A 26,791-nucleotide genomic window follows, 5' to 3' on the forward strand; every position below is an offset into this window, starting at 1 on the left:
GGGTGATGCGCGGTAGAGGCATCGCCCCGTCGCTTTCAGTGATCCCAATCCAGTTCCCGGATGGCTTGCCGCCGCTCCTGCATCGTCAGTTCAATTCTGTAGCGCCGTGGATTGCCGCACATCCAGCAACTGCACACTGCCATATTGTCGGCTACCTTCTGCGGAACGTCGGCCCAAGGGAGAATACGCCGAACCTTCGCGACCATACGGGCACGCTCATGCCGGCGGCGCGCCCGCGTCATGTCTTTAGACATCTTGCCTCTCCAAGCTCGATGCCCCGGCGCGTCCCGTCCAACATTGAACGGCGCTGCCGGGGCTATCGTGGCTTGGGAGGAGAGGCGATCGAATTCGTCATGCCGGGATTGTAGCCACGGGTCGGGGCGGCGTCACGCTCTCCTTCCCGAAGTTGAAATGTGTCGGTCGGACTCCGAGGATTTCAAACTGAGAGACCATCCAGCTGGTCACGAACTGGACAGGATAATGCTGCGTCACTATCCTTAGGATGGTGACGCATGGTCGGGAGCCGTTCGATGTCCAGGATCGATCCAGCCAAGAAGAATGAACATCCCGTTTCCGATACGCTGGAAAACGCATCCCATGTGTCGTCCATGGATGCCGAAAAAAAGAAGTGGATGGAAGACAATCGGGTGGCCTTCGCCGCCTATGATGCGTTGGTGGACCGGCTTGGTCTTTTTGGTGAAGAGTACCGGAACTTCGAATGAGATTTCTCGACGTTTGCCTCAATCCGGCGGCGAAGGGAAAGAAAAATCACCCCATTCCCTATCTCTTGATCGTTCAGGGTGATTATGTCGGTATCGACAGAACCCGTGTGGTCGTTCCGTTGATCCGTTCATCCGAAGTTGAAACTCCAATTCCCAAAATCATGCCGTCGATCATGGTCGGTAACGAGCAATTCGTCGTCGTGACGCCGCAGATCGTCGCTTTGCCTGTTGCGCAAATCGGCGCTGTCGTCGCGTCCGCATCCGGCGCCCATTCCGACATCCTCCGTGCCATCGACGTCCTGACAGGCGACTTTTGACCGTCACCGCCGAAACAGACCTTTATGCCCCGGTCAAAGCCTTCCTCGAAGCCCAGGGCTACGATGTGAAGGCGGAGATCCGCGGCTGCGATCTCGTCGCCACGCGCGGGGACGAGCCGCCGGTGATCGTCGAGCTGAAGAAGCGCTTCACCCTCGACCTCGTGCTCCAGGGGGTGGACCGGCTGGCGGTCAGCGACAGCGTCTATCTCGCCGTGCCGCAGCCGGGGCGCAAGGCGACCGGGCCGTCGCCTCTCGACAGCGACGTGAAGAAGCTCTGCCGCCGGCTGGGGCTCGGCCTGCTGATGGTCGACCTCGGACTGGCGGAGGGGCAGCGCGTCGCCGTGCTGCTCGATCCGGTTCCCTACACGCCGCGCAAGGACAGGAAGCGCACCCACCGGCTGCTTGGCGAGCATGCCCGCCGGGTGGGAGATCCCAACCGCGGCGGTTCCACCCGCGTCGCCATCGTCACCGCCTACCGCCAGGACGCGCTGCGCATCGCCCGCCTGCTGGGCGGCGGACCGCTGACCGTCGCGGCGCTGCGCAAGGCCGGGGCGCCGAAGGATGTCGGGCCGATGCTGCAGCGCAACGTCTATGGCTGGTTCGAGCGTGTCGGGCGCGGCACCTACGCTCTGACCCCGGCCGGCGTCCAGGGGCTGGAGGCGTTCGCCCATGCCCTGGCGGAGGCGTGACACTCCGCACCGCCAAGCCTATGATCGTCGCCACCCAATCCACGATCCCATCAGGCTGGAGCCGGCTTTGTCGGACTACATCAGCAATCTCGTCGTCTTTTTCGTCGTCGTCGATCCGCCGGGGCTGGTGCCGCTGTTCATCGCGCTGACCCGCGGCTTCGACGACCGCCACAAGCGGATCATCGCGCTGCGCGGCACCGCCATCGCCTTCGTGGTTCTGGTCTTCTTCGCCTATTTCGGCAAGGTCGTGCTGCAGACCCTGTCCATCGAAATGCCGGCCTTCCGCATCGCCGGCGGGGCGCTGCTGTTCTGGATCGCCTTCGAGATGCTGTTCGCCAAACGCTCCGAACGGAAGGAGCGCGACACCGGCGAGGCGATGACCGACGAGGACGCGCACGACATCGCCGTTTTCCCGCTGGCGGTGCCGCTGATCGCCGGGCCGGGCGCCATCACCTCCATCCTGCTGCTGATGGACCGCACCGGCGGCACGGTGGCGGGACAGATCAGCGTGCTGGGCGCGGCGGCGACGGTGATCGGCGGGGTGACGCTGATCCTGCTGGGCGCCGACCGGGTCGGGCGGCTGCTGGGCCGCACGGTGATCCACACGGTCAGCCGGGTGCTGGGCATCGTGTTGGCGGCGCTGGCCGCGCAGACGATCATTTCCGGCATCACCGCGGTCTATCCGCCCCACTGACCGGCCCCAAACACTCCGTATGTCCCTCCAAACCCTTGTGCTGTCGGGTTTAAGCCTGAAAGGCCAGTCCCCTTTCCGCGGCAGCCGCACACTCTGCATGGCCTCCTGCCACATCGGCGCCGGGCAATCGCCCGGCGCAAGCGTTTCCTCGCGCCCAAACAATATGAGGCGGCGGCCATGGAGCTCGATCCATTGATCCTGTCGCGGATTCAGTTCGCGTCCACGATCTCTGGTGCTGCGTTTCCGCGGTCTGCTGTATGGCAGCGACTGGTTCCACCGCGTGCTGGTCGGCGGCATGCCCATCGTCACCGCGGTGCTGGCCATCGCCCTGTGGCGGGCCATCGACAACAGCCGGGAGGTGGCGCCCTCCGTGCTGTCGATGGCGCTGTTCGCCCTGTCCTACCTCGGCCTCGCCATCAGCCTGTGGCCGCACCTGATCCCGGCGATCCTGGGCTACACCGCCTATTCCTATTGGGTGTTCCGCGGAAAGGTGACGGGCAGCTTCGGTTACCATTGAGCGGAGGAGGCGCCCCGTCCTAAAACGGGCCGGGTTTCGAGAAAAGCGAAAGGGTTGGGGCCATGGATATCGACATCAGCTTCGCCGAGGCCATGCTGCGCCGGGGTGCCGGCCTGCTGGAGGCGGAAGCGGGTGAGGTGGGGACCGATCCCTTCGCCGTTCTGGCCCGGTTGCTGGCCGCCGCCGCGGCGACCGACGCGCCGCTGGTGGTGCTGAGCGAAGGCGGCAGCCATCCCGCCCTGTTCGACGAGGCCGCCCGCCGCGCCGGGGAGCCGCTGACCGCGCGCCTCGCCGGCCTCGCCGCCACCCGGCAGGGCGAGCGCGCCACCATGTACGAGTTCGACGGCAGCGGCCCGCTGACCGGCAACCGCATCGTCGCCGCCCTGCTGCGGCCGGAGGAGCGGCCCGACCTGCTGCATGTCTACATCGCCGTTGGCCGGTTGCGCGGGGGAGAGGCGCAGATCACCGTGCCGCCGGCACTTCTGCGGTTCGACGCGGCGGCGCTCGGCCAGACGCTGGGGCTGCTGGGCGATGCGGTATCGCGCAGCCCGAACGCCGCCACCGCGGCACTGGCCCACGCCGCCGCCGTCCTGCCGATGGAGGGTCATGAGCAGGGCGGCATGCCGGCGGCGCTGCTGGACCTCTACTGGCATGCGCTGACCCTGGCGTCGGTGCGGGCGGACGGGGGGTTGGCGGTGATGACGCCGGAGGGGAGTGCGTGAGGGTTGGCTTTGAATGCCCCCTCCTTTGCAATTCATTTGAAACTCTTTCCCGCGCTGCCGATCTGGTGACAGAGTTAACGTCGGTGAAATACTGCGTCACATCGTCACCAGTTCATCGGGAGCAGCCATGCGCCAGCGCCTCCGCTTCTATCTCGGCGACGAGCTTCGGGAGATCGAGACGGTCGATCCGACCTTGACGGTGCTGGATTGGCTACGGCTGTCGGAACGGCGGGTCGGCACCAAGGAAGGCTGTGCGGAGGGCGATTGCGGCGCCTGCACCGTGGTGGTCGGGCGGCTGGACGGCGACAGGCTGCGTTACGAGGCGGTGAACGCCTGCATCCGCTTCCTCGCCACGCTGGACGGCTGCCGGCTGCTGACGGTGGAGCATCTGAAGGGACCGGACGGCGCGCTGCACCCGGTGCAGCAGGCGATGGTCGATTGCCACGGCTCGCAATGCGGATTCTGCACGCCGGGCTTCGTCATGTCGCTGCTGGCGCTCTACCTGAACGAGGAGCGGCCGGACGGGCAGCGGATCGACGACGCGCTGGCCGGCAACCTGTGCCGCTGCACCGGCTATGAGCCCATCGTCCGCGCCGCGCATGCCATGTACGACATCGGCGACCGGGATGCTGACCGTTTCGCCGACCGTGAGGCGTGGGCGGAGAAGCTGACGGCCCTGCGCGACGGGGAGATTCTCAGCGTCGGCGCCGGTGGGCGGCGGTTCCTGGCGCCTGCCACCGTGCCGCAACTGGCGCAGCTCCTGCTCGACAATCCGGGCGCCACCATCGTGGCCGGCGCGACCGATGTCGGGCTGTGGGTGACCAAGTTCCAGCGCGTGCTGGCGACCGTCATCTACACCGGCCGGGTCCGCGACCTGCGGCGGATCGAGGATCGCGGCGATGCGCTGGCGATCGGGGCCGGCGTGACCTACAGCGATGCGGCGGAGCGGATCGCCGCGCTCTATCCCGATTTCGGCGAGCTGATCCGCCGCATCGGAGCGGAGCAGGTGCGCAACATGGGCACCATCGGCGGCAACATCGCCAATGGCTCCCCCATCGGCGACAGCCCGCCGGCACTGATCGCCTGCGGCGCCACCCTGCGGCTGCGGCGCGGCGACGAGACACGCGAGTTGCCGCTGGAGGATTTCTTCATCGAATACGGCAAGCAGGACCGCCGCGAGGGTGAGTTCGTCGAGGCGGTGATCCTGCCCAAACCGGCGGCGGGCGTGCGTTTCCGTGCCTACAAGATCGCCAAGCGTTTCGACCAGGACATCTCCGCCGTCTGCGGTGCCTTCCGCCTGACGCTGGATGGCGAGGGGCGGGTGGCCGACATCCGCATCGCCTTCGGCGGCATGGCCGGCACGCCCAAACGCGCCGCCGGGGCCGAAGCGGTGCTGCTGGGCCGTCATTGGACGGAGGAAACGGTGGTCCAGGCGATGGATGCGCTGGCCGGCGACTACACGCCGCTGAGCGATTGGCGGGCCAGCGCGGGCTATCGCTCCATGGTGGCCGCGAATTTGCTGATGAAGCTGTATGTCGAGACCAGCGACCCGGCGGCGGACACCCGTCTCGTCGGCGACCGGAGGCTTGCCCATGCCTGACGTGACGACCCCAATCGTGCCTGCGGCCCGGATCGAGGGCGCCGTCCACGACTCCCGTCGGCATGAAAGCGCGCATAAGCATGTCAGCGGCGAGGCGGTCTATGTCGACGATATCGCCGAGCCGGCCGGGCTGCTGCATGTCTATCTGGGGCTGAGCAGCCGGGCGCATGCGCGCATCCGCTCCATCGACCTGTCGCCGGTCAGGCAGGCTCCGGGCGTGGTGGCGGTCTTCACCGCCGAGGACGTGCCGGGGGTGAACGACATCGGCTGCCTGGGCAAGCATGACGAGCCGCTGTTCGCCTCGACCCTGGTCGAGCATGTCGGCCAGCCGATCTTCGCCGTCGCCGCCGAAACCCGCGACCAGGCCCGCCGCGCCGCCAAACTGGCGGTGATCGAGTATGAGGATCTGCCGGCCGTCCTGACCATCGCCGCCGCCCGCGACGGCGAGCGGACGCTGGTGACAGCGCCAATGACGCTCCGGGTCGGCGACGCCGATGCGGCGCTGGCCGCGGCGCCTCACCGGGTGGAGGGGCGGCTCGCCATCGGCGGGCAGGAGCATTTCTACCTGGAAAGCCAGATCGCCATGGCGGTGCCGGGCGAGGATGGCGAGGTGCTGATCCATGTCTCCACCCAGCACCCGACCGAGGTGCAGCACATCGTCGCCCATGTGCTGGACCTGCCCAGCGCCGCGGTGACGGTGGAGGTGCGGCGGATGGGCGGCGGCTTCGGCGGGAAGGAGACTCAATCGAACCTGTTCGCCGCCTGCACCGCGCTGGTCGCCAAGCGCACCGGCCGCGCCGCCAAGCTGCGTCCCGACCGCGACGACGATTTCCAGATCACCGGCAAGCGCCATGATTTCGAGATCGACTATCGCGTCGGCTTCGACGACAGCGGGCTGATCCAGGGCGTCGACATGCTGTTCGCGGCACGAGCGGGCTATGCCGCCGACCTGTCGGGGCCGGTGACCGACCGTGCGCTGTTCCATGCCGACAACGGCTATTTCTATCCGGCGGCGCGGCTGGAATCGCTGCCGCTGAAGACCAACACGGTATCCAATACGGCGTTCCGGGGCTTCGGCGGCCCGCAGGGCATGGTCGCGGCGGAACGGGCGATCGACGAGATCGCCTTCGCGCTGGGCAAGGACCCGCTGGAAATCCGCAAGCGGAACTTCTACGGGACGGATGCCGAGGGAGGGGAGCGCAACCTGACGCCCTACCACCAGACCGTCACCGACAACATCCTGCCTGAGCTGGTGGCGCAGCTTGAGGAGAGCAGCGGTTACTGGACGCGGCGGGAGGAGATCCGCGCTTTCAACGCCAACAGCCGCATCCTGCGCAAGGGGCTGGCGCTGACCCCGGTGAAGTTCGGCATCTCCTTCACCGCCAGCCATTACAATCAGGCCGGCGCGCTGGTCCATGTCTACACCGACGGCAGCATCCAGCTGAACCATGGCGGCATCGAGATGGGGCAGGGGCTCTACACCAAGGTCGCCCAGGTGGTGGCCGAGGAGTTCCAGGTCGACATCTCCACCATCCGCCCGACCGCCACCAGCACCGGCAAGGTTCCCAACACCTCGGCCACCGCTGCGTCGTCGGGCTCCGACCTGAACGGCAAGGCGGCACAGGCGGCGGCGCGGACCATCAGGGAGCGGCTGGTCGCCTTCGCGGCGGAAAAGTGGGGGGTGGCACCCGACGCGGTGCGGTTCGAGCGCAACCGTGTGCGGGTCGGCGACCATGACATGAGCTTCGCCGAGCTGGTGCGCGCCGCCTATATGGCGCGGGTCCAGCTGTCGGCCACCGGATTCTACAAGACGCCGAAGATCCATTGGGACCGCGCGGCTGGGCGCGGCACGCCGTTTTACTATTTCGCCTATGGCGCGGCCTGCGCCGAGGTGACGGTGGACACGCTGACCGGCGAATATGTCGTCGACCGGGTTGACATCCTGCACGATTGCGGCCGCTCGCTGAACCCGGCCATCGACAAGGGGCAGATCGAAGGCGGCTTCGTCCAGGGCATGGGCTGGCTGACCATGGAGGAGCTGTGGTGGGACGGGCAGGGCCGCCTGCGCACCCATGCGCCCAGCACCTACAAGATCCCGGCCTGCTCCGACCGTCCACGCATCTTCAACGTCGCGCTGCTGGAGAATGCGCCGAACCGCGAGGACAGCATCTTCCGCTCCAAGGCGGTGGGCGAGCCGCCCTTCATGCTGGGCATGTCGGTGTTCCACGCCCTGTCCGACGCGGTGGCGAGCGTCGCCGGGCACCGGGTCTGTCCGAGACTGGATGCGCCGGCCACGCCGGAGCGGGTGCTGAGGTGTATTGCGGCGCTGCGGGAGCGGGTGGCGGTTCCCCGGCAACCATGACGATCCTCTCCACCACCCTCTCCAACTGGCTGACCCAAGGCGCGCCGGCCATCCTCGTGACCGTCGCCGAGGCGCGCGGCTCCACCCCGCGGGAGGAGGGGGCCGGCATGCTGGTGGGGCGGGAGGCCTGCGCCGGAACGGTCGGCGGCGGGCGGCTGGAATGGACCGCCATCGCCACCGCGCGGCGGATGCTGGAGGACGGCACCGCCGCCGAAACGCTCGACCTCCCCCTGGGGCCGGCGACCGGGCAATGCTGCGGCGGGCATGTCGTGCTGCGGCTGGAGCGGGCCGATGGCGGCACCGTCGCCGCCTTGCAGGACCGGGAGCGCCGGGCGCGGGAGGCGCGGCCGACCCTGCTGCTGTTCGGTGCCGGCCATGTCGGACGGGCCATGGCGACGGCCTTCGCCCCGCTGCCGCTGCGTCTGCTGTGGATCGACGGCCGGGCGCAGGAGTTTCCCGAAACGATACCGGCGGGCGTGGAGCGCATCCTGACCGACAGCCCGCTCGACCCGCTGGCGGGGGCTCCGGCCGGGGCGGGCTATCTGGTGCTGACCCACAGCCATGCCCTGGATTTCGAGATCGCCGAGGCGGCGCTGCGGCGGGGCGACGCCGCCTATGTCGGCATGATCGGCTCGGCGACGAAACGGGCGAAGTTCGAGCGCTGGTTCCGGGCGCGGGGGCGGGATGTGCAAGCGCTGGAGGGGCTGACCTGTCCCATCGGCGCCGCGCTGACCGGCGACAAGCGGCCGGAGGTGATCGCGGCCCTGGTGGCGGCGGAACTGCTGGTGGCGTTTGCGGTTCCCTCCCGTGTCTCCCTCTCCCCCCCGCTCACNCCCTCATCCTAACCTTCTCCCCAGGGGGGAGAAGGGATCTTGGCGGGAGAGGGCATTTTCCTCACCCCATCGCCTCGGCCCCCGACACCAGTTCGATCAGCTCATTCGTGACCTGTTCCTGGCGCAGGTGGCGCGCTGTGGCGGTCAGTTCGTCCAGCGTGGTTTCGATGTTGTGGCGGGCCGTCATCATGGTGGACAGGCGCGCGGCGTTCTCGGCGGCGAAGCTCTCCATCGCGGCATCGGCCAGCAGGGCGAAGACATACTCGTCAACCAGCCGGGCGATCAGGTCGCGGGGCGGCATGTTGATCAGCGGCGGCACCGTCCGGGCGCCGTCGCGCGGCAGCCCGAGCGGCAGCAGGGGACGGCGCACCAGCTCCGGCGGCGCACCCGCATCGGTCCGGCCGTAGAGCAGCTCCACCCGGCCCAGCCGTCCGTCCGCCGCCGCTTGGTAGAGTTCCTCGGCGATGCGCCGGGCGGTGGCGGTGACGGCGTCGGTGTTGGTCGCCATCGCCGTGGCCCAGGCCGGCGGACGGCCGCGTTCCTCCAGCAGGGCGGCGCCGCGCGACCCCGCCACCCACAAGGCGCAGCCCGGCGGTGCCGCCAGCCCCGCATCGACCAGCTTTTCGGCGAAGGCGCCGACGAAGCCGTGCTCCGGTGCGAACAGCACCCAGGCGCACTGGCCGTGTCCGTTGACGGGCCAGTGCGGCGGCGCGTCGTCCTGCAAGGCCGTGGCCTGGGTCAGCGCCCCGGCGATCGCCTCGGCATAGGCGCGGGTGCCGGCCAGAGTGCCGAGCGCCTGTTGCAGCCGCATGGCGGCGAGAGAGCGCATGACGTCGGTCACGGCCTCCAGATCCTGCACGCTGGCGCGGCGTGCCTCGACCTCCGCCAGCCGTTCGGTCATGGCGCCTCTCCGGTCAAGCCCGAGACAGCTTGCGCAATCAGGTCGCGCAGGACCGCCTTGGTTGCGTCGTCGAGCGTATCGCCGATATGCGGCGGGTGGGCGGCGACCAAGCCCGCCAGTGCCGCCTGGAAATGCGCCATCGCCTCCAGCCGCATCCCGTCCAGCGTGCCGTCGGCCAGCGCCAGCAGCTGCGCCGCCTGGACCGCCAGTGGGCGGGGCGACAGATGGCGCTGGGCCAGCAGGGCGCGCATGCGCTGGCCATGCTCCACCGCCTTGCGTGTCCGCTCGTCCACCAGACCGCCGAAGCGGGTGAAGACCTCCAGTTCGAGGAACTGGGCGTAGTCGAGCCGCAGCGGTTCGGCCAGGGTGCGCAGGACCGGCGGCTGCGCCTTGCCGCCGACGCGCGACACGCTGCGGCCGATGTCGACCGCCGGCTTCTGACCCTCGTAGAACAGCTTGGCGTCGAGGCAGACCTGGCCGTCGGTGATGGAGATCAGGTTGGTCGGGATGTAGGCCGACAGGTTGCCGCCCTGGGTCTCGGCGATGGGCAGCGCGGTCAGCGACCCGCCGCCCCTGGCCGGGCTGAGCTTGGCCGCCCGTTCCAGCAGACGGCTGTGCAGGTAGAAGACGTCGCCCGGATAGGCCTCCCGCCCCGGCGGACGGCGCAGCAGGAGCGACAACTGACGGTGGACCGCCGCATGCTTGGTCAGGTCGTCGACGATCACCAGGGCGTGGCGTCCGCTGTCGCGGAAATGCTCGGCCATGGTGAAGCCGGCATAGGGCGCCAGCCATTGCAGGCCGGGGGCGGAATCGGCGGCGGCGATGACGAACAGGGTGCGCGCCGCAGCGCCGCCCTGGCGCACCGCCTCGATGGCCGCGCGCACGCCCGACGCCTTCTGGCCGACGGCGACATAGACGCAGAACACGTCTCCGCCGGTCTGGTTGAGGATGGCGTCCACCGCGATGGCGGTCTTGCCGGTGGCGCGGTCGCCGATCAGCAGCTCGCGCTGGCCGCGGCCGAGCGGAAACATGGCGTCGATCGCCGCGGTGCCGGTCAGCAGCGGTTCGGACACCGCCGCGCGCTCGGCGATGGTCGGGGCGGGGCGTTCCACCGGCTCCCACCCGTCGGCCTCGATGGGCGGACCGTCGTCCAGCGGGTTGCCGAGCGGATCGACCACCCGCCCCATCAGCCGGTCGCCGACCGGCACGCGCAGGACCGTTCCGGTGCCGTGGACGGTGCCGCCGGCAGAGACCGGCGTGGCGTCGCCCAGCAGGATGCAGCCGATCCGGTCATCCAGATCCATGGCGAGCCCGGCGACGCCGCCGGAGAACAGCAGCAGCTCGTCCACCCGCACATCGGGCAGGCCGGAAACATGGGCGATGCCGTCGCCGACCGACTCCACCCGCCCGACCGATTCCAGCCGCGCGGCGGTGTCCAGCCCGTCCAGCCGGCGCAGCGCGCCCGGCATCCAGGCGTCGAGCGCATCCTCAAGCGAGGGCGCCGGCATCGGTTCTTGCGGAGTCATGACGGGTCATCTCCTCCTTCGCCTCGGCAAGCGTCTGTTTCCAGCTGCGGCGGACGACGCTGTGGGCGAAATGCAGCTCCACACCGGCGATCAGCGACGGATCCTCGGTCAGTTCCAGCGCCACAGGCCGGTCCAATGCCGCCGCCAACCGGTCGCGGGCATGGGCGACATCCTCGTCCGGCAGCGGGCCGGCCGCGGCGAGACGCACCGGCACCGGCTCTGTCCCGTCCCCGAGGGCATGGCGCCGGTCGGCGGGCAGCGCCTCCACCGCCGCGCAGGCTTCCTCCAGCAGCGGTCGGGTCAGGGTGCCGCATGGGGCGTCGCGCACAAGCCGGGTCGCCAGCTGCGTGCCGAGATCGGCGGCGTGGCGTTGCAAGGCGCCCAGCGCCTGTGCCCGCTCGTCGGCCAGCCGGTTGCGGGCCTCCTCCAGCGCATGGTCGGCCTCGATCCGCGCCCGGTCGAGCAGTGCGGCGCGTTCGGCCTCGGCCTCGGCGCGGGCGGCGGCGATCAGGCGGTCGCGTTCGGCCGGCAGGGCTGCGCGCTGGTCCTCCAGGCTCCGGCTTGCGGCTTCGGCGGCTTGGCGCGCGGCCTCGGCCTCGCTGCGGACGCGCTCGGTGGCGGCCTGCCGCTCGGCGATCACCGCCAGGACCGGGCGGTAGAGGAAGCGGCGCAGCAGCCAGACCAGGATCAGGAAATTGACCGCCTGGAGCAGAATCGTCCAACCGTCGATGTGCATGACGGGCTCCGGAAATGCCGCGGTCAGGCGAAGGGGTTGGCGAACAGCAGAAGCAGCGCCACGACGAGGCAGTAGATCGCCATCGTCTCGATCATCGCCAGACCGACGAACAGGGTGCGCGACAGGGTGTTGGCGGCTTCCGGCTGGCGGGCGATGGCCTCCATCGCGGCGGCGACGGCGCGTCCCTCCGCCAGGGCCGGCCCGATGGCCCCGACCGAGACGGCCAGGGCGGCGCCGAGGATGCTGATCGAATGGACATCCATGATTCCTATCCCTTTTCTATGGTTCCGACCGCGCCGCCGATGAAGACTGCGGCCAGCACGGTGAAGATGTACGCCTGGACGAGGCCCAGCAGCAGCTCCAGCGCCATCAGCGGCACCGGCACGAACAGGCCGGCCAGCGACAGCACGATGGCGATGACGAACTCCCCGCTCATCACGTTGCCGAACAGGCGGACCGACAGCGAGAAGGCGCGCGTCAGTTCCGACAGGATGTTCAGCGGCAGCAGCAGCGGGGTGGGGTGGGCGAAGCCCTTCAGGTAGGGCCACAGGCCGCGGCGGCGGATGCCGAGCGCCTGCGAGGCCAGCAGCACGACCAGCGCCAGCGCTGCCGCCGTCTCCAGGAAGGCGGTCGGCGCCTTCAGCCCCGGCACCAATCCGGACAGGTTGGCGACCGCCAGATAGAGGAACAGCGTGCCCAGCAGCGGCAGGAAGGGCGTGGCGTCGGCCTGCATCGTCTCGGCGATCTGGCGGCGCAGGGTCTCCACCACCAGCTCCAGCACGGTCTGGACGCGGCCCGGCCGCTCCACCCGCAGGCGCCGCGTCGCCAGGGCGGAGCCCAGCGTCATGGCCGCCATCAGTCCCCAGGTGACGACGACCGGCAGCGTGACCGGGACCGGTCCCAGCAGGAAGACAATCGGCGTCGTCAGGGGCGAGTCCGTCATGGCCTTCCCGCCTCCGCCCGCTTTTCGCGCCGGACCACGAGGCTGCGGGCCAGCTGGAATCCGGCCAGCATGGCCAGCAGCGCCTCCGCCCCGCCCCACAGGGCGGCGAGGGTGAAGCCGGCGGTGGCGCATGCCAACCGCAGCAGGTAGAGCGGGACCGCCCGCCTGACCCCACCGGACACATAGAGGCGCGCGGTCGCCGCCAGACCACGGAAGAACAGGGTTCCCAACACCAGCCCCGCCAGGGTCCCGGCCAGGATGGGAAGGAGATAGGGGGCTGTCATCGCGTCAACGCTCCTGCTCGATACGGCTCCAGGCGAGCCATCCGCCGAGCGCCACGCCCGCGAACAGCAGCGCCGCCGTCCAGAAAATCCCGCCGCCCGCCCGTTCGTCGAGCCAGCGCCCGGCGAACAGGCCGGCCAGCGTCGGCACGATCACCAGCCAGCCCAGCGCGCCGATCAGGGCGAGGTTGCGGCCCATCGGCCGTTCGCCCTCGCGGTCCCAGCGCTCCCGCCTTTCGCGATGGCGGCGGACGCTGCCGGGAAGCGGATCCTTGTCGTCGCTCATGGCGCCTCCTCCCCGCTGTCGGGAGTGGGGGTAAAGGGGCCGGAGGGGCGGCGACCGGGGCGCAGATAGGCCAGGATGTGGCGGATCGCCGCCAGATGCATGCGGCGGGCGCCGCTGTGCGCCTCCCCCTCCTCCTCGCGGTTGCGGCGGAAGCGGGCAAGCACGTCGCGCTCCAGGGCGTGCAGGTCGTCGCCGACCACCGCCTCCCGTGTCGCCACGGCGATCCGGGCGCCGTCGTGGATGGTCAGCACGCCGCCGCGCACGGCGCAATGACCCTCGCGCCCGTCGGCGGTGCGCCAGCTGACGACGGAGATCGCCAGGGCGGTCAGCAGGTCGGCATGGCCGGGCCAGACGCCGAAGGCGCCGCTGGCATCCTCCGCCCGCAGATGGCGGAGGCCGGTGAGCCGGGCGGCGACGGAGGTGGGGGTGGTGACGATGAGGGAGAGGTCGCTGGTTCGCCCCCGCCGGGATTCCCTCTCCCCAGGGGGAGAGGGGGATGTCCCCGGATTCTCGCTCATGTTCCCCTCCCGGCGCGGTCGCGCTCGCGCACCTGGTCCAGGGTGCCGGTCATGAAGAAGGCGCTTTCGGCCCAGTCGTCGCCCTCGCCGTCCAGGATCGCGCGGCAGCCCTTCAGCGTCTCGTCCAGCGGCACGCTGACGCCGCCATGGCCGGTGAAAGCCTCCGTCACCAGGAAGGGCTGGGTCAGGAAGCGCTGCAGGCGGCGGGCGCGGCGCACGGCCAGACGGTCGGCGGCGCTCAGCTCCTCCATGCCCAGCAATGCGATGACGTCCTGCAGGTCGCGGTAATGGGCGATGGTCCTGCGCACATCCTCCGCCAGCCGGTAATGCGCCTCCCCCACCACCAGCGGGTCGAGGAGGCTGGAGGTGGAACTGAGCGGGTCCACCGCCGGATAGAGCCCTTCCGCCGCCATGGCGCGCGACAGCACGATGGAGCTGTCGAGATGGCTGAACAGCTCCGCCACCGCGGGATCGGTGAAATCGTCGGCGGGGACATAGACCGCCTGGATCGCCGTCACCACCGCGCCGGGGGTGGAGGCCACCCGCTCCTCCAGCTCGGCGATCTCGCTGGCCAGCGTGGGCTGGTAGCCGACGCGCGACGGCAGGCGGCCGAGCAGGCCCGACACCTCCGCACCGGCCTGGACGAAGCGGAAGACATTGTCCATCAGCAAAAGCACGTCGAGCATCTTCTCGTCGCGGAAATGCTCGGCGATGGTCAGCGCGGTCAGGCCGACGCGCCAGCGCGCGCCCGGCGGCTCGTTCATCTGGCCGAAGACAAGCGCGGTGCGGTCGAGCACGCCGGAGCGCTTCATCTCCTCCCACAATTCCTGTCCCTCGCGGGAGCGTTCGCCGATGCCGGCGAAGACCGAGATGCCGGTGTGGCGCTCCACCATCTTGCGGATCAGCTCCATCACCAGCACGGTCTTGCCGACCCCGGCGCCGCCGAACATCGCCGCCTTGCCGCCGCGGGCCAGCGGTGCCAGCAGGTCGATCACCTTGATGCCGGTCTCCATCGGGTCGCGGCGCGGACTGCGCCGGGCCAACGGCGGAGGCGGACGGTGGATGGGCGCGCGCGGCGTGTCGGGCGGCAGTTCCGGCCCGTCGTCGCGCGCCAGCCCCATGACGTCGAGCAGCCGGCCCAGCACCGCCTCACCCACCGGCGCGGTCAGCGGGCCGCCGGTGGAGCGGGCCGGCGTGCCGCGCCGCAGGCCGGAGGTGCCCTGCAGCGCGATTGCGCGGACTGTGGCGGCGTCGAGATGGCTCTGCACTTCCGCCACCAGCCGCTCGGGACCGTCCCACAGGATCTCCACCGCGCCGAACAGCGGCGGCAGCGCCGTTTCGGGAAAGCGGATGTCGATGACGGAGCCGCGGACGGCGACAACCCGGCCTGCAGCCGGGGCGGATATCGGAGCGGCAATCGGATCGGCAGATGGTCGCGCGGGGGTTTGGACGGACATGGTCACTCCGGCCGATTGGGCGGAACGGGAACCGTGCGGAATGGCGGCGATGAGGGCAGCGCTGCGGCTGTGCTGCGGCTTCAAGGCCCCACCCGGCCTTCCCCCGGCGGGCGGGGGAAGGGGCGCCCGGATGCTCCCGTGGATTTCTCCCGTGGGGCGGCGCCATGGGGGGGGAGGGCAATGCGTCAACCAGATCGACCACCTGACCCCAGCATAGCCCCCTTCGTTGCGTTGCGGCATTGCGTCAAATCAAACCCTGCCCCCATGGAATCGCCCGGTCGGGTTCCGCAGCGCCGTCATCCCATGGCCGAGGCCGATGTAGGACAGCAGGCGGGTGGGCCGGGAGGAGGCCACAGAGGGAGCGGGTGCCAATGTTGGAGCTGGATCGCTGAAAAGCCCTTCTCCTGCGAGGGGAGAAGGGCTTTTGGTGTGCATAGGAGAAAGGCGGACTTATCCTGCGGCGATTGGCCGCGCCCCAACAAGCCAAGGTGCGCGGGGCGGTGCAGGCTCTGCCGTTTCGGATGGAGCGGACTGTTCCGGTTCCTCCGCGATGGAGCGAGGGAGAGTTCCCGGCAGGGACGCTCGGCGGCGAAAGGGCCGCGCCATTTCTACGGGATTTTGCGGACCTGCCCGTCCATGCCTTCGTCCGGCACGGTCGCGGTATGCAGATCGATGGCGAAGGAACGTGGATCGCGGCCGCGGTCGCGGGCGACATGGCGCAACAGCCCGCGGTCGAGCCGCACCGTCACCTCATTGCGCCGCCAGCAATCGCGGCGCCGCCCGCAGGGCCTGCAGGCGTGCCGGACGCGTATGAGCTGCCGCGTCCGCCATCGCCCCATGCTCCCGACCGTTCATGGCGGAAGCGTCGCGCCAGGCTGTGCCGGTCGCAAGGGGCGATGACGCCGCGGGCTGTGGTGTTGTGGCCTCAGCCCAGCTCGAACTTGATCCCCTGGGCCAGCGGCAGCGCCGAGGAGTAGTTCACCGTCGCGGTCTGGCGGCGCATATAGGCCTTCCAGGAGTCGGAGCCGGATTCGCGGCCGCCGCCGGTCTCCTTCTCGCCGCCGAAGGCGCCGCCGATCTCCGCACCGCTGGGGCCGATGTTGACGTTGGCGATGCCGCAGTCGGACCCGGCGGCCGACAGGAAGCGCTCCGTCTCGCGGACGTCGGTGGAGAAGATGCAGGAGGACAGCCCCTGCGGCACCGCGTTCTGCAGCGCGATGGCCTCCTCCAGCGTGTCGTAGGTCAGGACGTAGAGGATCGGCGCGAAGGTCTCGTGACGCACCACGTCGGTCTGGGCCGGCATCTCGACGATGGCCGGGGTGACGTAGTAGGCATCGGGGAAGCGGTCGGTCAGCGTGCGCTCGCCGCCCGTGACCGTGCCGCCCTCGGCCTTCGCGGTCTCCAGCGCGCGCTGCATCGCCTTGAAGGCATCGGCATCGACCAGCGGGCCCATCAGCACGCCGGACTCCAGCGGGCTGCCGATCGGCACCGAGGCATAGGCCGCCTTCAGGCGCGGCAGCAGCTGGTCCTTGACCGAGCGGTGGACGATCAGCCGGCGCAGCGTGGTGCAGCGCTGGCCGCAGGTCCCGACGGCGGAGAACAGGATGGCGCGGAGCGCCATGTCGAGATCGGCCGACGGCGCCACGATCATGGCGTTGTTGCCGCCCAGCTCCAGGATCGAGCGGCCGAAGCGCTCCGCCACCACCTTGGCGACCTCGCGGCCCATGCGGGTCGAGCCGGTGGCCGAGACGATGGGGAAGCCGGGATGGGCGACCAGCGCCTCTCCGATCTCACGGCCGCCCTGGACGAGCTGGGACAGGTTGGCCGGCGCATCGCCGAAGCGGGCGACGGCGCGGTCGAAGATCACCTGGCAGGCGGCGGCGGTCAGCGGGGTCTTCTCCGACGGCTTCCAGACGACCGGGTCGCCGCAGACCAGCGCCAGCGCCGCGTTCCACGACCACACCGCCACCGGGAAGTTGAAGGCGGAGATGACGAGGCAGGGACCGGCCGGGTGCCAGGTCTCGCGCATGGAATGGCCCGGACGCTCCGACGCGATGGTCAGGCCGTAGAGCTGGCGCGACAGGCCGACGGCGAAGTCGCAGATGTCGATCATCTCCTGCACTTCGCCCAGGCCTTCCTGGTAGATCTTGCCGGCTTCCAGCGAAACCAGACGGCCGAGATCCTCCTTGGCGGCGCGCAGCTCCTCGCCCAGCAGGCGGACCAGCTCGCCGCGGCGCGGGGCCGGCACGGAGCGCCATGCCTCGAAGGCGCGGGCGGCGTTGGCGACGATGTCAGACACCTGCGAGGGCGTGGTCTCCGCCACCGTGGCGAGCGTGGCGCCGTCCACCGGGGACCGGGCGGTGAGCCCGGCTCCGCTGGAGGTCAGGCCGAAACGGGAGAGGATGTCGCTGTGCTGCACCGGGGTGGCTCCTTGGGTCAAAAAGCGAGGCGTTGGATGGTCCCTCTCCCGTCCCGGGAGANCACGGATTTCGGACAGCGTCCGGCTGGGGGTCAGGGCTTCGGGGTCGAGCTTGATGTGGATGATCGCCGGCAGGCCGGACGCGCGGGCGCGCTCGAAGGCCGGGGCGAACTGGTCGGTGGTCTCCACCGTCTCGCCATGGCCGCCATAGGCGCGGGCGAAGGCGGCGAAATCGGGGTTCTTCAGCTGCGTGCCGGACACGCGGCCGGGATATTCGCGCTCCTGGTGCATGCGGATGGTGCCGTACATGCCGTTGTCGACCAGCAGCACGATGACGGCGGCGCCCTCCTGCACGGCGGTGCCGAACTCCAGCCCGGTCATCTGGAAGCAGCCGTCGCCGGCGAAGCACAGCACGTCGCGGGTGCGGTGCTGCAGCTTGGCGGCGATGGCGGCGGGCAGGCCATAGCCCATGGAACCGCAGGCCGGCGCCACCTGGGTGCCGAAGCGGCGGAAGCGGTGGAAGCGGTGGATCCAGGTGGCGTAGTTGCCGGCGCCGTTGGTGAAGACGGCGTCAGGCTCCAGCCGCTCGTCCAGCCAGGCCATGATGCGGCCCATCTGCACGTCGCCCGGACCGGCGTCGGGCGGTGTGCTCCAGGCCTCGTAGGCGGCGTGCGCAGCGTCGGCGCGGGCGGCCCAGCCGGGCTTCGCCGTTGCGGAGAGTGCGGCCGTCGCCTCAAGGAAAGCGGCCGGGGTGGCGACCATGCCGAGCGTCGGGCGATAGACGCGGCCGATCTCCTCCGCTCCGGGGTGGATGTGGACCACCGCCTTGCCGGGATCGGGACTGCCGAGCAGCCCGTAGCCCTGCGACGGCACTTCGGAGAAGCGGTCGCCCAGCAGGATCAGCAGGTCGCTGTCCTTGACCAGCGCCGCCAGCTTCGGATTGATGCCCAGTCCGATGTCGCCGGCATAGAGCGGGTGTCCGTGGTCGAACAGCATCTGGCGGCGGAAGGTGACAGCGACCGGCAACGACAGCCGCTCGGCGAAGTCCCGGAGGGCGGCGACCGATTCCTCCCTCCAGCGGGAACCGCCGACGACCAGCAGCGGCCGGTCCGCCTTGCCCAGCAGATCGCCGAAGGCCGCCATCTGCGCCGGCGTCGGGGCGCTCTCCACCGCCAGGGCCAGCGGAGCCGCGGCCACGTCCGCGGTTTCGGTCAGCGTGTCTTCCGGCAGGGCCAGCACCACCGGGCCGGGCCGGCCGGCCATCGCGGTGTGGAAGGCGCGGGAGATCATCTCCGGCACGCGGTCGGCGCTGTCGATCTCGGCGACCCACTTGCACATGCCGCCGAACAGCTTGCCGTAATCGACCTCCTGGAAGGCGTCGCGGCCGCGCATGCCGCGCTCGATCTGGCCGACCAGCACGACCAGCGGCGTTTCGTCCTGCTGGGCGACATGGATGCCGGAGGCGGCGTTGGTGGCGCCGGGGCCGCGGGTGACGAGGCAGACGCCGGGACGGCCGGTCAGCTTGGCCTGCGCCTCCGCCATCATCGCCGCACCGCCCTCGTGGCGGGCGACGACCATTTCGATGGGGCTGTCGTGCAGGGCGTCCAACACGGCGAGATAGCTCTCGCCCGGCACGCCGAACACCCGCCGCACGCCCTGCGCCTCCAGCGCTTCGACGATCAACTGACCACCGGTCTTCATCGCGATGCCGCCCCGCCCTGCCTTGTGGGAATATTCCGGATCTCCAGGATACCGACCGTGCCGTGCCGCGCGCCAGGGCGCAAACGACTTTCTTTCCACAGGTCATGAGCTTTGGTAATGAAGCGGTCATGGATCTGCAGCGCCGCCTCCTCCCCTCCATGAGCATGCTGACCGCCTTCGAGGCAGCTGCCCGCACCGGCAGCTTCACCGCCGCGGCGGCGGAGCTGTCGCTGACGCAAGGCGCGGTCAGCCGGCAGGTCAAGGCGCTGGAGGACCAGATCGGCACCGCGCTGTTCACCCGCAAGGGCCAGCGGGTGAGCCTGACCCCGACCGGGGCGCTCTATGCCGACCCGATCCGCGACGCGCTGCGCCAGATCGCGGCGGCAACCGTGCGGACCATCGCGGCACCCAAGGGCGGCGTCCTGAACCTCGCCATCCTGCCGACCTTCGGCACGCGCTGGCTGGTGCCGCGGCTGCCGGCCTTCCAGGCGGCGCACCCGCAGGTGACGATCCACTTCACCACCAAGCTGGCGCCCTTCGATTTCCGCCTCCACGACCTGGACGCCGCCATCCATTACGGATTGGGCGACTGGCCCGACGCCGTCTGCGACCATCTGCTGGACGAGGAGGTGCTGCCGGTCTGCTCCCCCGCCTTCCTCGCGGCGCATCCGGTGGCGGAGCCCGCCGACCTGCCGGCGCTGCCGCTGCTGCACACCAGCACCCGCGCCGACGCCTGGAACGACTGGCTGTCGGCCCAGGGCCTCGCGCCCCGTCCCGGCGCCGGCATGGTGTTCGAACAGTTCGCCACGACCGCACAGGCGGCGGAGGCCGGGCTGGGCGTTGCATTGCTGCCGACCCTGCTGGTCCGCGCCGAGTTGGAGGACGGCACCCTGGTCCCGGCCATCGACCGGCCGCACCGCAGCGCGCGGGCCTATTACCTCGTCCATCCCCGCGGCAAGGCCAACCACCCGCCCTTCGCCGCCTTCCGGCAGTGGCTTCTGGCGGAGGCGCGGGGAGAACAGGCTCCCGCGTAGCTCAGACAGCCACCAGGTCCCCGGTGCCCTCGCCGTCGCGGCGCACCGTCAGCCTGCGGTCATGGAAGGCGGCGAGGTTGGGGCGGTGGCCGATGCTGACCATGGCGGTGCCGGGCAGGCGCTCGCGCAGCAGGCGGTAGAGCCGCTCCTCCGTCTCCGGGTCGCAGGCCGAGGTCGCCTCGTCCAGATAGAGCCAGCCGGGCTTGTGCAGCAGGGCGCGGGCGACGGCGATGCGTTGCTGCTCGCCGCCGGACAGGCGTTGCGACCAGTGGTCCTCCTCCGCCAGCCGGTCGGCGAAGCCGGCCATGCCGACGGCGTCCAGGGCCTCGCGCACCGTTTCGGTCCCGAAGGCATCCGGGGCGGCCGGATAGGTGACGGCGGCGCGCAGGGTTCCGATGGGGAGATAGGGCCGCTGCGGCAGGATCATGCTGCCGGTGGCGGCGTCGGTGCCGCCGGCCGGCAGCGCGATGCGGCCCTGGCCGAAGGGCCAGATGCCGGCGATGGCGCGCAGGATCGTGCTCTTGCCCGAGCCGGAAGGACCGGTGATCAGCAGCGTCTCGCCCGGCCGGACCGTCAGGTCGGCGCGCAGCAGCGGCGTGCCTCCGGTCGGCAGCGTCAGGGCCAGCCCGTCAAGCGTCAGGGCCGGGCCGCTTGCTGCCGTACGCTCCACCCCTGCATGGTCGCGGCTGGCTGCCCGGACGGCCTCCACCGCATGGTGGAAGCCGGTCAGGCGGCTGGTGGTGGCGTGCCAGTCGGCGAGGTTGACATAGGCGTCGATGAACCAGGACAGCGACCCCTGCACCTGCCCGAAGGCCTGGGAGGTCTGCATCAGCGAGCCCAGCGGCAGGGCGCCGCTGAAATAGCGCGGGGCGGCGACCAGCAGCGGGAAGATGACGGCAACCTGGCCATAGGCCGAGGTGAACCAGACCAGCCGCTTCTGCGTGCGCATCAGCGCCCACCAGTTGGCGACGACGCGGGCGAAGCGCTCGTTGAAGCCGCGGGCTTCCTGCGCCTCGCCCTGCTGCAGGGCGACGCTTTCGGCATTCTCGCGCAGGCGGACCATGGCGAAGCGGAAGTCGGCCTCGTAACGCTGCTGTTCGAAGCTGAGCCGCGCCAGCGGCTTGCCGATCCGGTGGGTGATCCAGGTGCCTGCGACGGCATAGACGAGCGCCACCCACACCATGTAGCCGGGCAAATCGATGCCCAGCCACGGAATGGCGACCGAGCCCGACAGGCTCCACAGGATGGCGAGGAAGGAGACCAGCGAGACCAGATTGGTCAGGAAGCCCAGCGACAGGCTCAGCGTCAGCTGCACGAAGCCGCGCAGATCCTCGGCGATGCGCTGGTCGGGATTGTCGGTGCCGGTGTGGGCGAATTGCAGGCGGTAATAGGTCTGGTTCTCCAGCCAGTCGCCGAGATAACGGTCGGTCAGCCAGCGGCGCCAGCGGATCTGAAGCATCTGGTTCAGGTACAGGCGGTAGACCGCGACCGCGATGAAGATCAGCGCCAGCCCGCCGAAGACCAGAAGGGAGTGGACGAAGGCGCCCTGATCCTTCTCCTGCAGTGCATTGAAAATGTCGGCGTTGATCTGGGTGAACCAGACCTCCATGAACACCGCCGCCAGATTGAGGATGACGATCGCAGCCAGCAGGCCGCGTGCCGCCCATTTTTCGTCCGAGGACCAATATGGTCTGGTCAGGCGCCAGACATCGGACAGGAAATCACGGGCGGCGGACAGACGTCCGGTGGGAGCAGGCGGAGAATATGCACGCGCGGGCATCGGCGGGGCACTCGCAAGCGGTCAGCACATGGAGTGCCGATTACCACCCTTTGCCGCACCGGAGGTATGAATTCGCTGTCACTTGCCGCCGGCGGATCGGCCGCGGCCGCCGCAGGATGCAGCGGCGGCATGGTGCCGGAGGGGGGCGCTGGACGGCAAGATCGGCAGCGCCGCGCCCCGAGGCAGCCGGGTCCTACGGCCCGGTCCGTTCCAGGAAGTACTCCATTTCCTGGATGATGCCGCTCTGGGCGGCCCACAGGGCGGCCTGGGTGCGGTTGCGGACGTTGATGGTCTGCATGATGTGGCGCACATGCAGCTTGACCAGATCCTCGGTCATCAGCATCTCGCGCGCGATCTCCTTGTTGCTGCATCCGTCCATGATCAGCTTCAGGATGCGTGCATGGCGCGGATAGAGGCCGGGATAGCCCAGAAGCTCGGATTCATGCTGGGCCACCGCCCCGTCCTCGCCGCCGCGGCGCAGGGCCGTGGGCGAGAAATAGTCGAAGCATTCCTCCGGCACCACCGGTTCGCCGGCATGGATCAGCCGCAGGGCCAGGACGAAGGCGGTCGGCGCCATCCGGTTCAGCAGATAGCCGCGCACGCCGAAGCGCAACGCCATCCTCATATGGTGGGCGGAGAATTCGTCCGCGATCATCGCCAGCCTGGCGTCCTCGCCGTACCAGTTGCGGAAGTTCCAGGCATCGGTCTTCAGCGAGGCGAGATCGAACAGGACAATGTCCGCGGTCCGTTCGCCGGCTCCTTCGGCGACGCCATGGGCGGCCGGCGGTTCCAGCGTGACCACCGCCCCGCCGGCGGAGAAGCCGCCGGCATACCGGTCGGCCGCCCCATTCGCCCGCCCGTTCCATGCCGTCTTCGGGGAAAGCCCCGTGGCAAGACGGCTTTGCGGATCGATGACCTCGAAGCAATCATCCAGGATGTTCAGGATGGATTCACGCAGCAATCGGCTTTGATTGTGGACTATCACACGAATGCGATCTGGCATGTCCGTCTCCCCCAGGAATGGACGATATGGCGGGCGACACCATCGCGCGGCCGGGCCGCAAGGCCTCCTCCCCCGGACGCTGTACGGACTGTCGGCATGGGGGCGCGGCGATTCAGGCTGCCGGATTCTTCCGTCCGGCAATTTGCCTTCGGCTCCCCGTTCGAGCCTTCGCGTTGCTCCGTCGACTGCCGCCGCGCTGAACCGGCGCGATGGGCGAAATCGATGGACGACGCACGTTGTATCGATGGGTGCGTGTTCGTCCAATCGAATTTAGATCAAACTATGATCCGGCACTCACGGCGTTGTCTTCATCACTTTTGGAAGGCTTCTAGGTTCAGAGGGGGAGAGTTCGAAGCCGGCAGGAGAAGCCCCGCCCTGAAAGGGGAACAGTAATTGGTCGTTCTTGCACTGGATATGGGAAGTGATAGCCCGGTCAATCCGCGTGGAGCGTCAGTGGATCACGACTTGTGGAGAGGGGGTGTCGATGAACCCGCTGAAAGAATGCGTCGGCCCTGCAAGAGGAAAATTCTTAAAAAACAACTATAGCTAGATGCAGCGACTTTGCGCTCTGTTCCATTACCGCCCGCCCTTGAAAACAATATAGACTCTTACACAGGGGGCGCCAGCCGGAAAATTCGGGCACCAAAAGAAAGCGGGGGCGGAGCCCCGCCGAAGCGGGCCGCCGCCCCCATCCCGAACCGTCCGGTTCCTTCTTATGCCGCCGTCCGCTCCCTTAAGCCGCCATGTCCTGGGTGATGGCGTAGACGCCGGTGTCCCAGCGGTCGATGGCGGTGTCGAAGCTGCCGACGCCGTTCACCACGTCGAAGCCCTGGGTGGTGTTGTGGATCAGGTCCTGGACCGTGTAATGGCCGTTGGCCAATTGCAGCTCCACATGGGTCGCCACCGACTTGCGCGCCGCGGTGTCGTTGAAATCCACCCGGTCGGACGCGACCACGATCAGCCGGTCCTTCTGGTCGTAGAAGCCGTAGCCGGTGATCTGGGCGTCCGGATCCTTGTCGGTGAAGGTCAGCGGGTGCTTGTAGGCCAGCGCCTCGTCGCCGATCAGCACCGGGGCCTTGGCCTTCAGGGCGGCGATCTCGGCGTCGCTGAACAGGCTTTTGCCGTTGTAGGTCGCCTGCGGGATGATCCAGGCGCTGGGCGCGCCGGCCTTGGTCATCGCCGGCAGGGCCGCGTCGCTGACGTAATAGCCGAAGGTCACGCCGGCATCGTGCAGCTTGGTGATCGGCGTCAGCAGCTCGCCCAGATAGGCGTTGCCGATGGAGTTGCCGGCCGGCTCAAGCGCGTTCATCGCCTTTTCGGCATTGACGCTGTAATAGAGCGCCGGGCCGAAGGGGCGGGTCGGCACGATGTCGCGCAGCATGTCCAGCCAGGGTTGCTTCACCTCGCCCCAGTCGTGATAGCTGCGCGACCACTGCTCCGCGGCGCGGCGCACGCCGCCCTGGTCGTCGGCGATCATCGTCCAGCCGCTCTGCAGCCAGGTCTGTTCCAGCCGGCCCCAGCCCAGCTCCTCGCGCACCGTGCCGGTGACGCCGGTGTAGAGGCTGTTCACGGCGCCCCAGTAATCATCCTCCGACGAGGACATCATGTGGCCGAAATGGGCGTCCGGCGCGCGGGCGGCGTGGATGCCCAGCATCGCCTGCTCGTAGGAGGCCGGCGCCTGCTTGTGCTGCATCGTGAAGCGTTCGAGGGTCTGCACGTTGAAGAGGATATCGTCCTCGTTCATCTTCTCGGCGATCACCCGCGCGTCGACGCCGGCGAATTCGCGCATCGCCGCCGGGGTGAAGGACACCTGCGTCGTCAGCCAGGCCGCCTTGCCGGTGTGCTTGACGATGGAGTCGTCCAGTGCCTTCCAGCTGTCGGCCCAGCCGTCGACGAAATAGTCCAGCCACTTGGTCGGATGGTTGGCGACGATGTCGTCGGCCTGCTGCGCCAGGGTGGTACCGGACAGCTTGATGCCGGTCCTGGCGCTGAATTCCGCGATCATCCGCGTGTTGAAGAAGTCCATCACGCCGGAATGCGGGCTGCCGTCGAAGAAGTCGGCAAGCTCATAGCCGCGGGTGCCGGTCAGGGCGGACAGGCGGCCCAGCTTGTCGGCCATCCAGTCGCCGTAATGGGCGGTGCCGCCGGTCCAGCTGGCCGGCGCGTCCTTGGCGTCCAGCGGCATCAGCGGGCTGACATAGCCCCAGCCATAGGGATTGCCGCTGTCGGAGTTGAGGATGTTGCCGTCGGCGTCGCGCCCCAGATACTGCTGGTGCGCCTTGACCCAGGAGACCCACGCCTTGTGTCCGCCGAGAGTGGCGAACTCGCCGCCGGTCTGCGAATACTCGAAGGTGTCCTCCCACAGCTGCAGGCCGATCAGCGGCATCACCCCGTCGGCCAGATGGTCGGCGGCGACGGCGCGCGTCTCCTTCAGGTGGCTGGCGCTGGCATAGTCGGGCACCGACTCCCAGAACAGGTGCTGCGGCGCCAGACCGCGGTCCGCGCCCCAGGAGATGGCGGACACGTCCGACTTCAGCGGCGGGCGGTCGCTGCTGACCCCGGCACTGGCGGTATGCTCGTTCTTCGGCAGCGTCGTGGTGGGGGGCGGCGTGACGGGCGCGGTCGTGGTGCCGCCCAGCATCGCCTTGGTGACGGGGACGCTCAGCGTGCCGTTCCACCACAGCCCCTGCTGGCCGGCGATGACGTCCTTGCCGTCCAGCGCGCCGCGGTCGTAGGTGACCCCGGCTGCGGTGGAGGAGACGCTGTGGCCGTTCACCACGACGGAGCCGACATAGAGGCTGCGGTCCTGGCCGTTGACGACGGCGTCGTTGTCGTACTGGACCTGGATCTTGTGAGCCAGCGCCGGGTCGAGGTCGACCGTGAACGTGTAGGCGGTCTGGCTGGTGGCGGACACCTTCGCCTCGCCCACCACCTTGCCGTCGGCCAGCAGCTTGAAGTGCGGCGGCACGCCGCCGGCGCTCTTGCCCCAGGCGTTGACGACGACGCTGAAGGCCTTGGTGGCGGCAGGTTCGGCGGTGGCCGTGTCCGGGGCCGGGAACAGGGTCGCCGGCAGCGGGACGTTCAGCGCGCCACCCCAATACATCGCTTCCTGGCCCTTCACCACGTCGCGACCGTCGACCGCGCCCTTGTCGTAGGTCACCGACGGGTCGGTCACGGCGATCGGGGTGCCGTTCACGGAGACGGCGCGGACGAACAGGTTGCGGTCGGCGCCGCCCGCCATCCCGTCATTGTCGTAGACGAGCTGCAAATTGTGCGCGGTGCCGGCGGCGACCTTGGCGCTGATGCTGTAGCGCCCGGCACTGCTGCTGTTCACCATCGCCTGTCCGATGGTCGCGCCGTCCAGCTTCAGCGCCAGATGCGGCCAGACGCCGCCGGCTTCCTGACCCCACGCGTCGATCGCGAAGGTGACATCGATGAGATTGGACCCGGTGATCGCCATCGGCACGACTCCCATTAACCAAAGATTCAGAAAGTGCAAGGTCGGGGTAACTGTATCGATCGGATTACCCTGTTCGTTCGGGAGTCTTGACAGGTCGTCACAACAATTTGGAGAGTCAAAGATGGGACATTTGTTTGACTCATCTTTGACTCTTCCGTAAATATCGATTTGGTTTTGTCGAGTTCTTTGGCCGTTAAAGGATTTTGGCTGTCAACGGCAGACTTAAGCCTGTTGAGCGGAATCGGTCTCTTTCGTTTGTTTGGTGTGCGCGGCGTCTCCGTGGTCCACTC

General features: G+C 69.2%; 25 protein-coding genes and 1 pseudogene. 10 read left to right on the plus strand and 16 right to left on the minus strand.

Annotated features, from left to right (window positions below; genetic code table 11):
* Window positions 1-35 precede the first annotated feature (35 nt).
* A complete protein-coding gene (locus tag A6A40_RS30610; RefSeq protein ID WP_146191666.1) occupies window positions 36-254 on the minus strand; it encodes a hypothetical protein in 219 nt (72 codons plus the stop codon).
* Window positions 255-530: 276 nt separating this feature from the next.
* On the opposite strand from A6A40_RS30610, the gene A6A40_RS28255 reads away from it, so the two are divergent.
* From A6A40_RS28255 to xdhC, 9 genes are all read left to right on the plus strand, one after another.
* Window positions 531-722 (plus strand): type II toxin-antitoxin system CcdA family antitoxin, encoded by a 192-nt coding sequence (locus A6A40_RS28255; protein ID WP_158279384.1) that lies wholly within the window; start codon window positions 531-533, stop codon window positions 720-722.
* Window positions 719-1,039, plus strand: a complete 321-nt coding sequence (locus A6A40_RS28260) for a CcdB family protein (protein WP_108549166.1) — start codon at window positions 719-721, stop codon at window positions 1,037-1,039. The genes A6A40_RS28255 and A6A40_RS28260 overlap by 4 nt, the downstream gene beginning before the upstream one ends.
* Complete coding sequence (locus tag A6A40_RS28265; protein ID WP_108549167.1) at window positions 1,036-1,728, plus strand: DUF2161 domain-containing phosphodiesterase; 693 nt, start codon at window positions 1,036-1,038, stop codon at window positions 1,726-1,728. The genes A6A40_RS28260 and A6A40_RS28265 overlap by 4 nt, the downstream gene beginning before the upstream one ends.
* Before the next feature lie 67 nt (window positions 1,729-1,795).
* On the plus strand, window positions 1,796-2,422 hold the full coding sequence (locus A6A40_RS28270) for a MarC family protein (RefSeq protein WP_167562546.1): 627 nt from the start codon (window positions 1,796-1,798) through the stop codon (window positions 2,420-2,422).
* Window positions 2,423-2,654: 232 nt separating this feature from the next.
* On the plus strand, window positions 2,655-2,939 hold the full coding sequence (locus A6A40_RS28275) for a hypothetical protein (protein ID WP_269467692.1): 285 nt from the start codon (window positions 2,655-2,657) through the stop codon (window positions 2,937-2,939).
* Between the two features lie 62 nt (window positions 2,940-3,001).
* Window positions 3,002-3,661, plus strand: coding sequence for a hypothetical protein (locus tag A6A40_RS28280; protein WP_108549168.1), 660 nt, complete (start codon window positions 3,002-3,004; stop codon window positions 3,659-3,661).
* A gap of 127 nt (window positions 3,662-3,788) precedes the next feature.
* Complete coding sequence (gene xdhA / locus A6A40_RS28285; protein ID WP_108549169.1) at window positions 3,789-5,261, plus strand: xanthine dehydrogenase small subunit; 1,473 nt, start codon at window positions 3,789-3,791, stop codon at window positions 5,259-5,261.
* The gene (xdhB, locus tag A6A40_RS28290; protein ID WP_108549170.1) at window positions 5,254-7,623 is read left to right on the plus strand and encodes a xanthine dehydrogenase molybdopterin binding subunit; all 2,370 of its coding nucleotides are present in this window, start codon (window positions 5,254-5,256) and stop codon (window positions 7,621-7,623) included. Before xdhA ends, xdhB begins: the two co-directional genes overlap by 8 nt.
* Window positions 7,620-8,455, plus strand: an 836-nt coding sequence (xdhC, locus tag A6A40_RS28295; protein ID WP_146191676.1) for a xanthine dehydrogenase accessory protein XdhC, incomplete at its 3' end; no start/stop codon positions are given. The genes xdhB and xdhC, both read left to right, overlap by 4 nt.
* 62 nt (window positions 8,456-8,517) lie before the next feature.
* On the opposite strand, the gene A6A40_RS28300 is transcribed toward xdhC, so the two are convergent.
* The 12 genes and pseudogenes from A6A40_RS28300 to A6A40_RS28355 all read right to left on the minus strand — a co-directional run.
* Entirely contained in the window at window positions 8,518-9,357 is an 840-nt protein-coding gene (locus tag A6A40_RS28300) for a F0F1 ATP synthase subunit gamma (protein ID WP_108549172.1), read from the minus strand.
* On the minus strand, window positions 9,354-10,883 hold the full coding sequence (locus A6A40_RS28305; RefSeq protein WP_108549173.1) for a F0F1 ATP synthase subunit alpha: 1,530 nt from the start codon (window positions 10,881-10,883) through the stop codon (window positions 9,354-9,356). The genes A6A40_RS28300 and A6A40_RS28305 overlap by 4 nt, the downstream gene beginning before the upstream one ends.
* Window positions 10,846-11,619, minus strand: coding sequence for a F0F1 ATP synthase subunit B family protein (locus tag A6A40_RS28310; protein WP_108549174.1), 774 nt, complete (start codon window positions 11,617-11,619; stop codon window positions 10,846-10,848). The genes A6A40_RS28305 and A6A40_RS28310 overlap by 38 nt, the downstream gene beginning before the upstream one ends.
* Window positions 11,620-11,642: 23 nt before the next feature.
* On the minus strand, window positions 11,643-11,882 hold the full coding sequence (locus A6A40_RS28315; protein WP_014249776.1) for a F0F1 ATP synthase subunit C: 240 nt from the start codon (window positions 11,880-11,882) through the stop codon (window positions 11,643-11,645).
* Between the two features lie 5 nt (window positions 11,883-11,887).
* A complete protein-coding gene (locus A6A40_RS28320) occupies window positions 11,888-12,562 on the minus strand; it encodes a F0F1 ATP synthase subunit A (RefSeq protein ID WP_108549175.1) in 675 nt (224 codons plus the stop codon).
* Complete coding sequence (locus A6A40_RS28325) at window positions 12,559-12,846, minus strand: ATP synthase subunit I (RefSeq protein ID WP_108549176.1); 288 nt, start codon at window positions 12,844-12,846, stop codon at window positions 12,559-12,561. Before A6A40_RS28325 ends, A6A40_RS28320 begins: the two co-directional genes overlap by 4 nt.
* A 4-nt stretch (window positions 12,847-12,850) precedes the next feature.
* The gene (locus tag A6A40_RS28330) at window positions 12,851-13,129 is read right to left on the minus strand and encodes an AtpZ/AtpI family protein (RefSeq protein ID WP_108549177.1); all 279 of its coding nucleotides are present in this window, start codon (window positions 13,127-13,129) and stop codon (window positions 12,851-12,853) included.
* Window positions 13,126-13,647, minus strand: coding sequence for a F0F1 ATP synthase subunit epsilon (locus tag A6A40_RS28335; protein WP_236784116.1), 522 nt, complete (start codon window positions 13,645-13,647; stop codon window positions 13,126-13,128). Before A6A40_RS28335 ends, A6A40_RS28330 begins: the two co-directional genes overlap by 4 nt.
* Complete coding sequence (gene atpD, locus A6A40_RS28340) at window positions 13,644-15,104, minus strand: F0F1 ATP synthase subunit beta (protein ID WP_108549508.1); 1,461 nt, start codon at window positions 15,102-15,104, stop codon at window positions 13,644-13,646. The genes A6A40_RS28335 and atpD overlap by 4 nt, the downstream gene beginning before the upstream one ends.
* A gap of 608 nt (window positions 15,105-15,712) precedes the next feature.
* Window positions 15,713-15,847 (minus strand): hypothetical protein, encoded by a 135-nt coding sequence (locus A6A40_RS32165; RefSeq protein ID WP_257792313.1) that lies wholly within the window; start codon window positions 15,845-15,847, stop codon window positions 15,713-15,715.
* A gap of 182 nt (window positions 15,848-16,029) precedes the next feature.
* Window positions 16,030-17,523, minus strand: coding sequence for an L-piperidine-6-carboxylate dehydrogenase (amaB, locus tag A6A40_RS28350; RefSeq protein ID WP_108549509.1), 1,494 nt, complete (start codon window positions 17,521-17,523; stop codon window positions 16,030-16,032).
* Window positions 17,524-17,585: 62 nt separating this feature from the next.
* Window positions 17,586-19,224 (minus strand): annotated as a pseudogene (locus A6A40_RS28355) (thiamine pyrophosphate-binding protein); the annotation flags it as partial.
* A gap of 128 nt (window positions 19,225-19,352) precedes the next feature.
* Between A6A40_RS28355 and gcvA the strand changes: the two are divergent.
* Window positions 19,353-20,258, plus strand: coding sequence for a transcriptional regulator GcvA (gene gcvA, locus A6A40_RS28360; protein ID WP_108549179.1), 906 nt, complete (start codon window positions 19,353-19,355; stop codon window positions 20,256-20,258).
* Between the two features lies 1 nt (window position 20,259).
* Here gcvA and A6A40_RS28365 read toward each other — a convergent pair whose 3' ends face one another.
* The 3 genes from A6A40_RS28365 to A6A40_RS28375 form a co-directional block, all read right to left on the minus strand.
* The gene (locus A6A40_RS28365; RefSeq protein WP_108549180.1) at window positions 20,260-22,038 is read right to left on the minus strand and encodes an ABC transporter ATP-binding protein/permease; all 1,779 of its coding nucleotides are present in this window, start codon (window positions 22,036-22,038) and stop codon (window positions 20,260-20,262) included.
* Window positions 22,039-22,231: 193 nt separating this feature from the next.
* The gene (locus A6A40_RS28370; protein WP_236784117.1) at window positions 22,232-22,999 is read right to left on the minus strand and encodes a LuxR C-terminal-related transcriptional regulator; all 768 of its coding nucleotides are present in this window, start codon (window positions 22,997-22,999) and stop codon (window positions 22,232-22,234) included.
* A gap of 775 nt (window positions 23,000-23,774) precedes the next feature.
* A complete protein-coding gene (locus A6A40_RS28375; protein WP_236784118.1) occupies window positions 23,775-26,501 on the minus strand; it encodes a carbohydrate-binding domain-containing protein in 2,727 nt (908 codons plus the stop codon).
* Window positions 26,502-26,791 lie beyond the last annotated feature (290 nt).

This window comes from Azospirillum humicireducens (assembly GCF_001639105.2).
Taxonomy (GTDB): Bacteria; Pseudomonadota; Alphaproteobacteria; order Azospirillales; family Azospirillaceae; genus Azospirillum; species Azospirillum humicireducens.

Coding starts and splice junctions, on each gene's coding strand:
- A6A40_RS30610 (WP_146191666.1), bottom strand. CDS start 254: ATGTCTAAAGACATGACGCGGGCGCGCCGCCGGCATGAGCGTGCCCGT.
- A6A40_RS28255 (WP_158279384.1), top strand. CDS start 531: ATGTCCAGGATCGATCCAGCCAAGAAGAATGAACATCCCGTTTCCGAT.
- A6A40_RS28260 (WP_108549166.1), top strand. CDS start 719: ATGAGATTTCTCGACGTTTGCCTCAATCCGGCGGCGAAGGGAAAGAAA.
- A6A40_RS28280 (WP_108549168.1), top strand. CDS start 3,002: ATGGATATCGACATCAGCTTCGCCGAGGCCATGCTGCGCCGGGGTGCC.
- xdhA (WP_108549169.1), top strand. CDS start 3,789: ATGCGCCAGCGCCTCCGCTTCTATCTCGGCGACGAGCTTCGGGAGATC.
- xdhB (WP_108549170.1), top strand. CDS start 5,254: ATGCCTGACGTGACGACCCCAATCGTGCCTGCGGCCCGGATCGAGGGC.
- A6A40_RS28300 (WP_108549172.1), bottom strand. CDS start 9,357: ATGACCGAACGGCTGGCGGAGGTCGAGGCACGCCGCGCCAGCGTGCAG.
- A6A40_RS28305 (WP_108549173.1), bottom strand. CDS start 10,883: ATGACTCCGCAAGAACCGATGCCGGCGCCCTCGCTTGAGGATGCGCTC.
- A6A40_RS28310 (WP_108549174.1), bottom strand. CDS start 11,619: ATGCACATCGACGGTTGGACGATTCTGCTCCAGGCGGTCAATTTCCTG.
- A6A40_RS28315 (WP_014249776.1), bottom strand. CDS start 11,882: ATGGATGTCCATTCGATCAGCATCCTCGGCGCCGCCCTGGCCGTCTCG.
- A6A40_RS28320 (WP_108549175.1), bottom strand. CDS start 12,562: ATGACGGACTCGCCCCTGACGACGCCGATTGTCTTCCTGCTGGGACCG.
- A6A40_RS28325 (WP_108549176.1), bottom strand. CDS start 12,846: ATGACAGCCCCCTATCTCCTTCCCATCCTGGCCGGGACCCTGGCGGGG.
- A6A40_RS28330 (WP_108549177.1), bottom strand. CDS start 13,129: ATGAGCGACGACAAGGATCCGCTTCCCGGCAGCGTCCGCCGCCATCGC.
- A6A40_RS28335 (WP_236784116.1), bottom strand. CDS start 13,647: ATGAGCGAGAATCCGGGGACATCCCCCTCTCCCCCTGGGGAGAGGGAA.
- atpD (WP_108549508.1), bottom strand. CDS start 15,104: ATGTCCGTCCAAACCCCCGCGCGACCATCTGCCGATCCGATTGCCGCT.
- gcvA (WP_108549179.1), top strand. CDS start 19,353: ATGGATCTGCAGCGCCGCCTCCTCCCCTCCATGAGCATGCTGACCGCC.
- A6A40_RS28365 (WP_108549180.1), bottom strand. CDS start 22,038: ATGCCCGCGCGTGCATATTCTCCGCCTGCTCCCACCGGACGTCTGTCC.
- A6A40_RS28375 (WP_236784118.1), bottom strand. CDS start 26,501: ATGGCGATCACCGGGTCCAATCTCATCGATGTCACCTTCGCGATCGAC.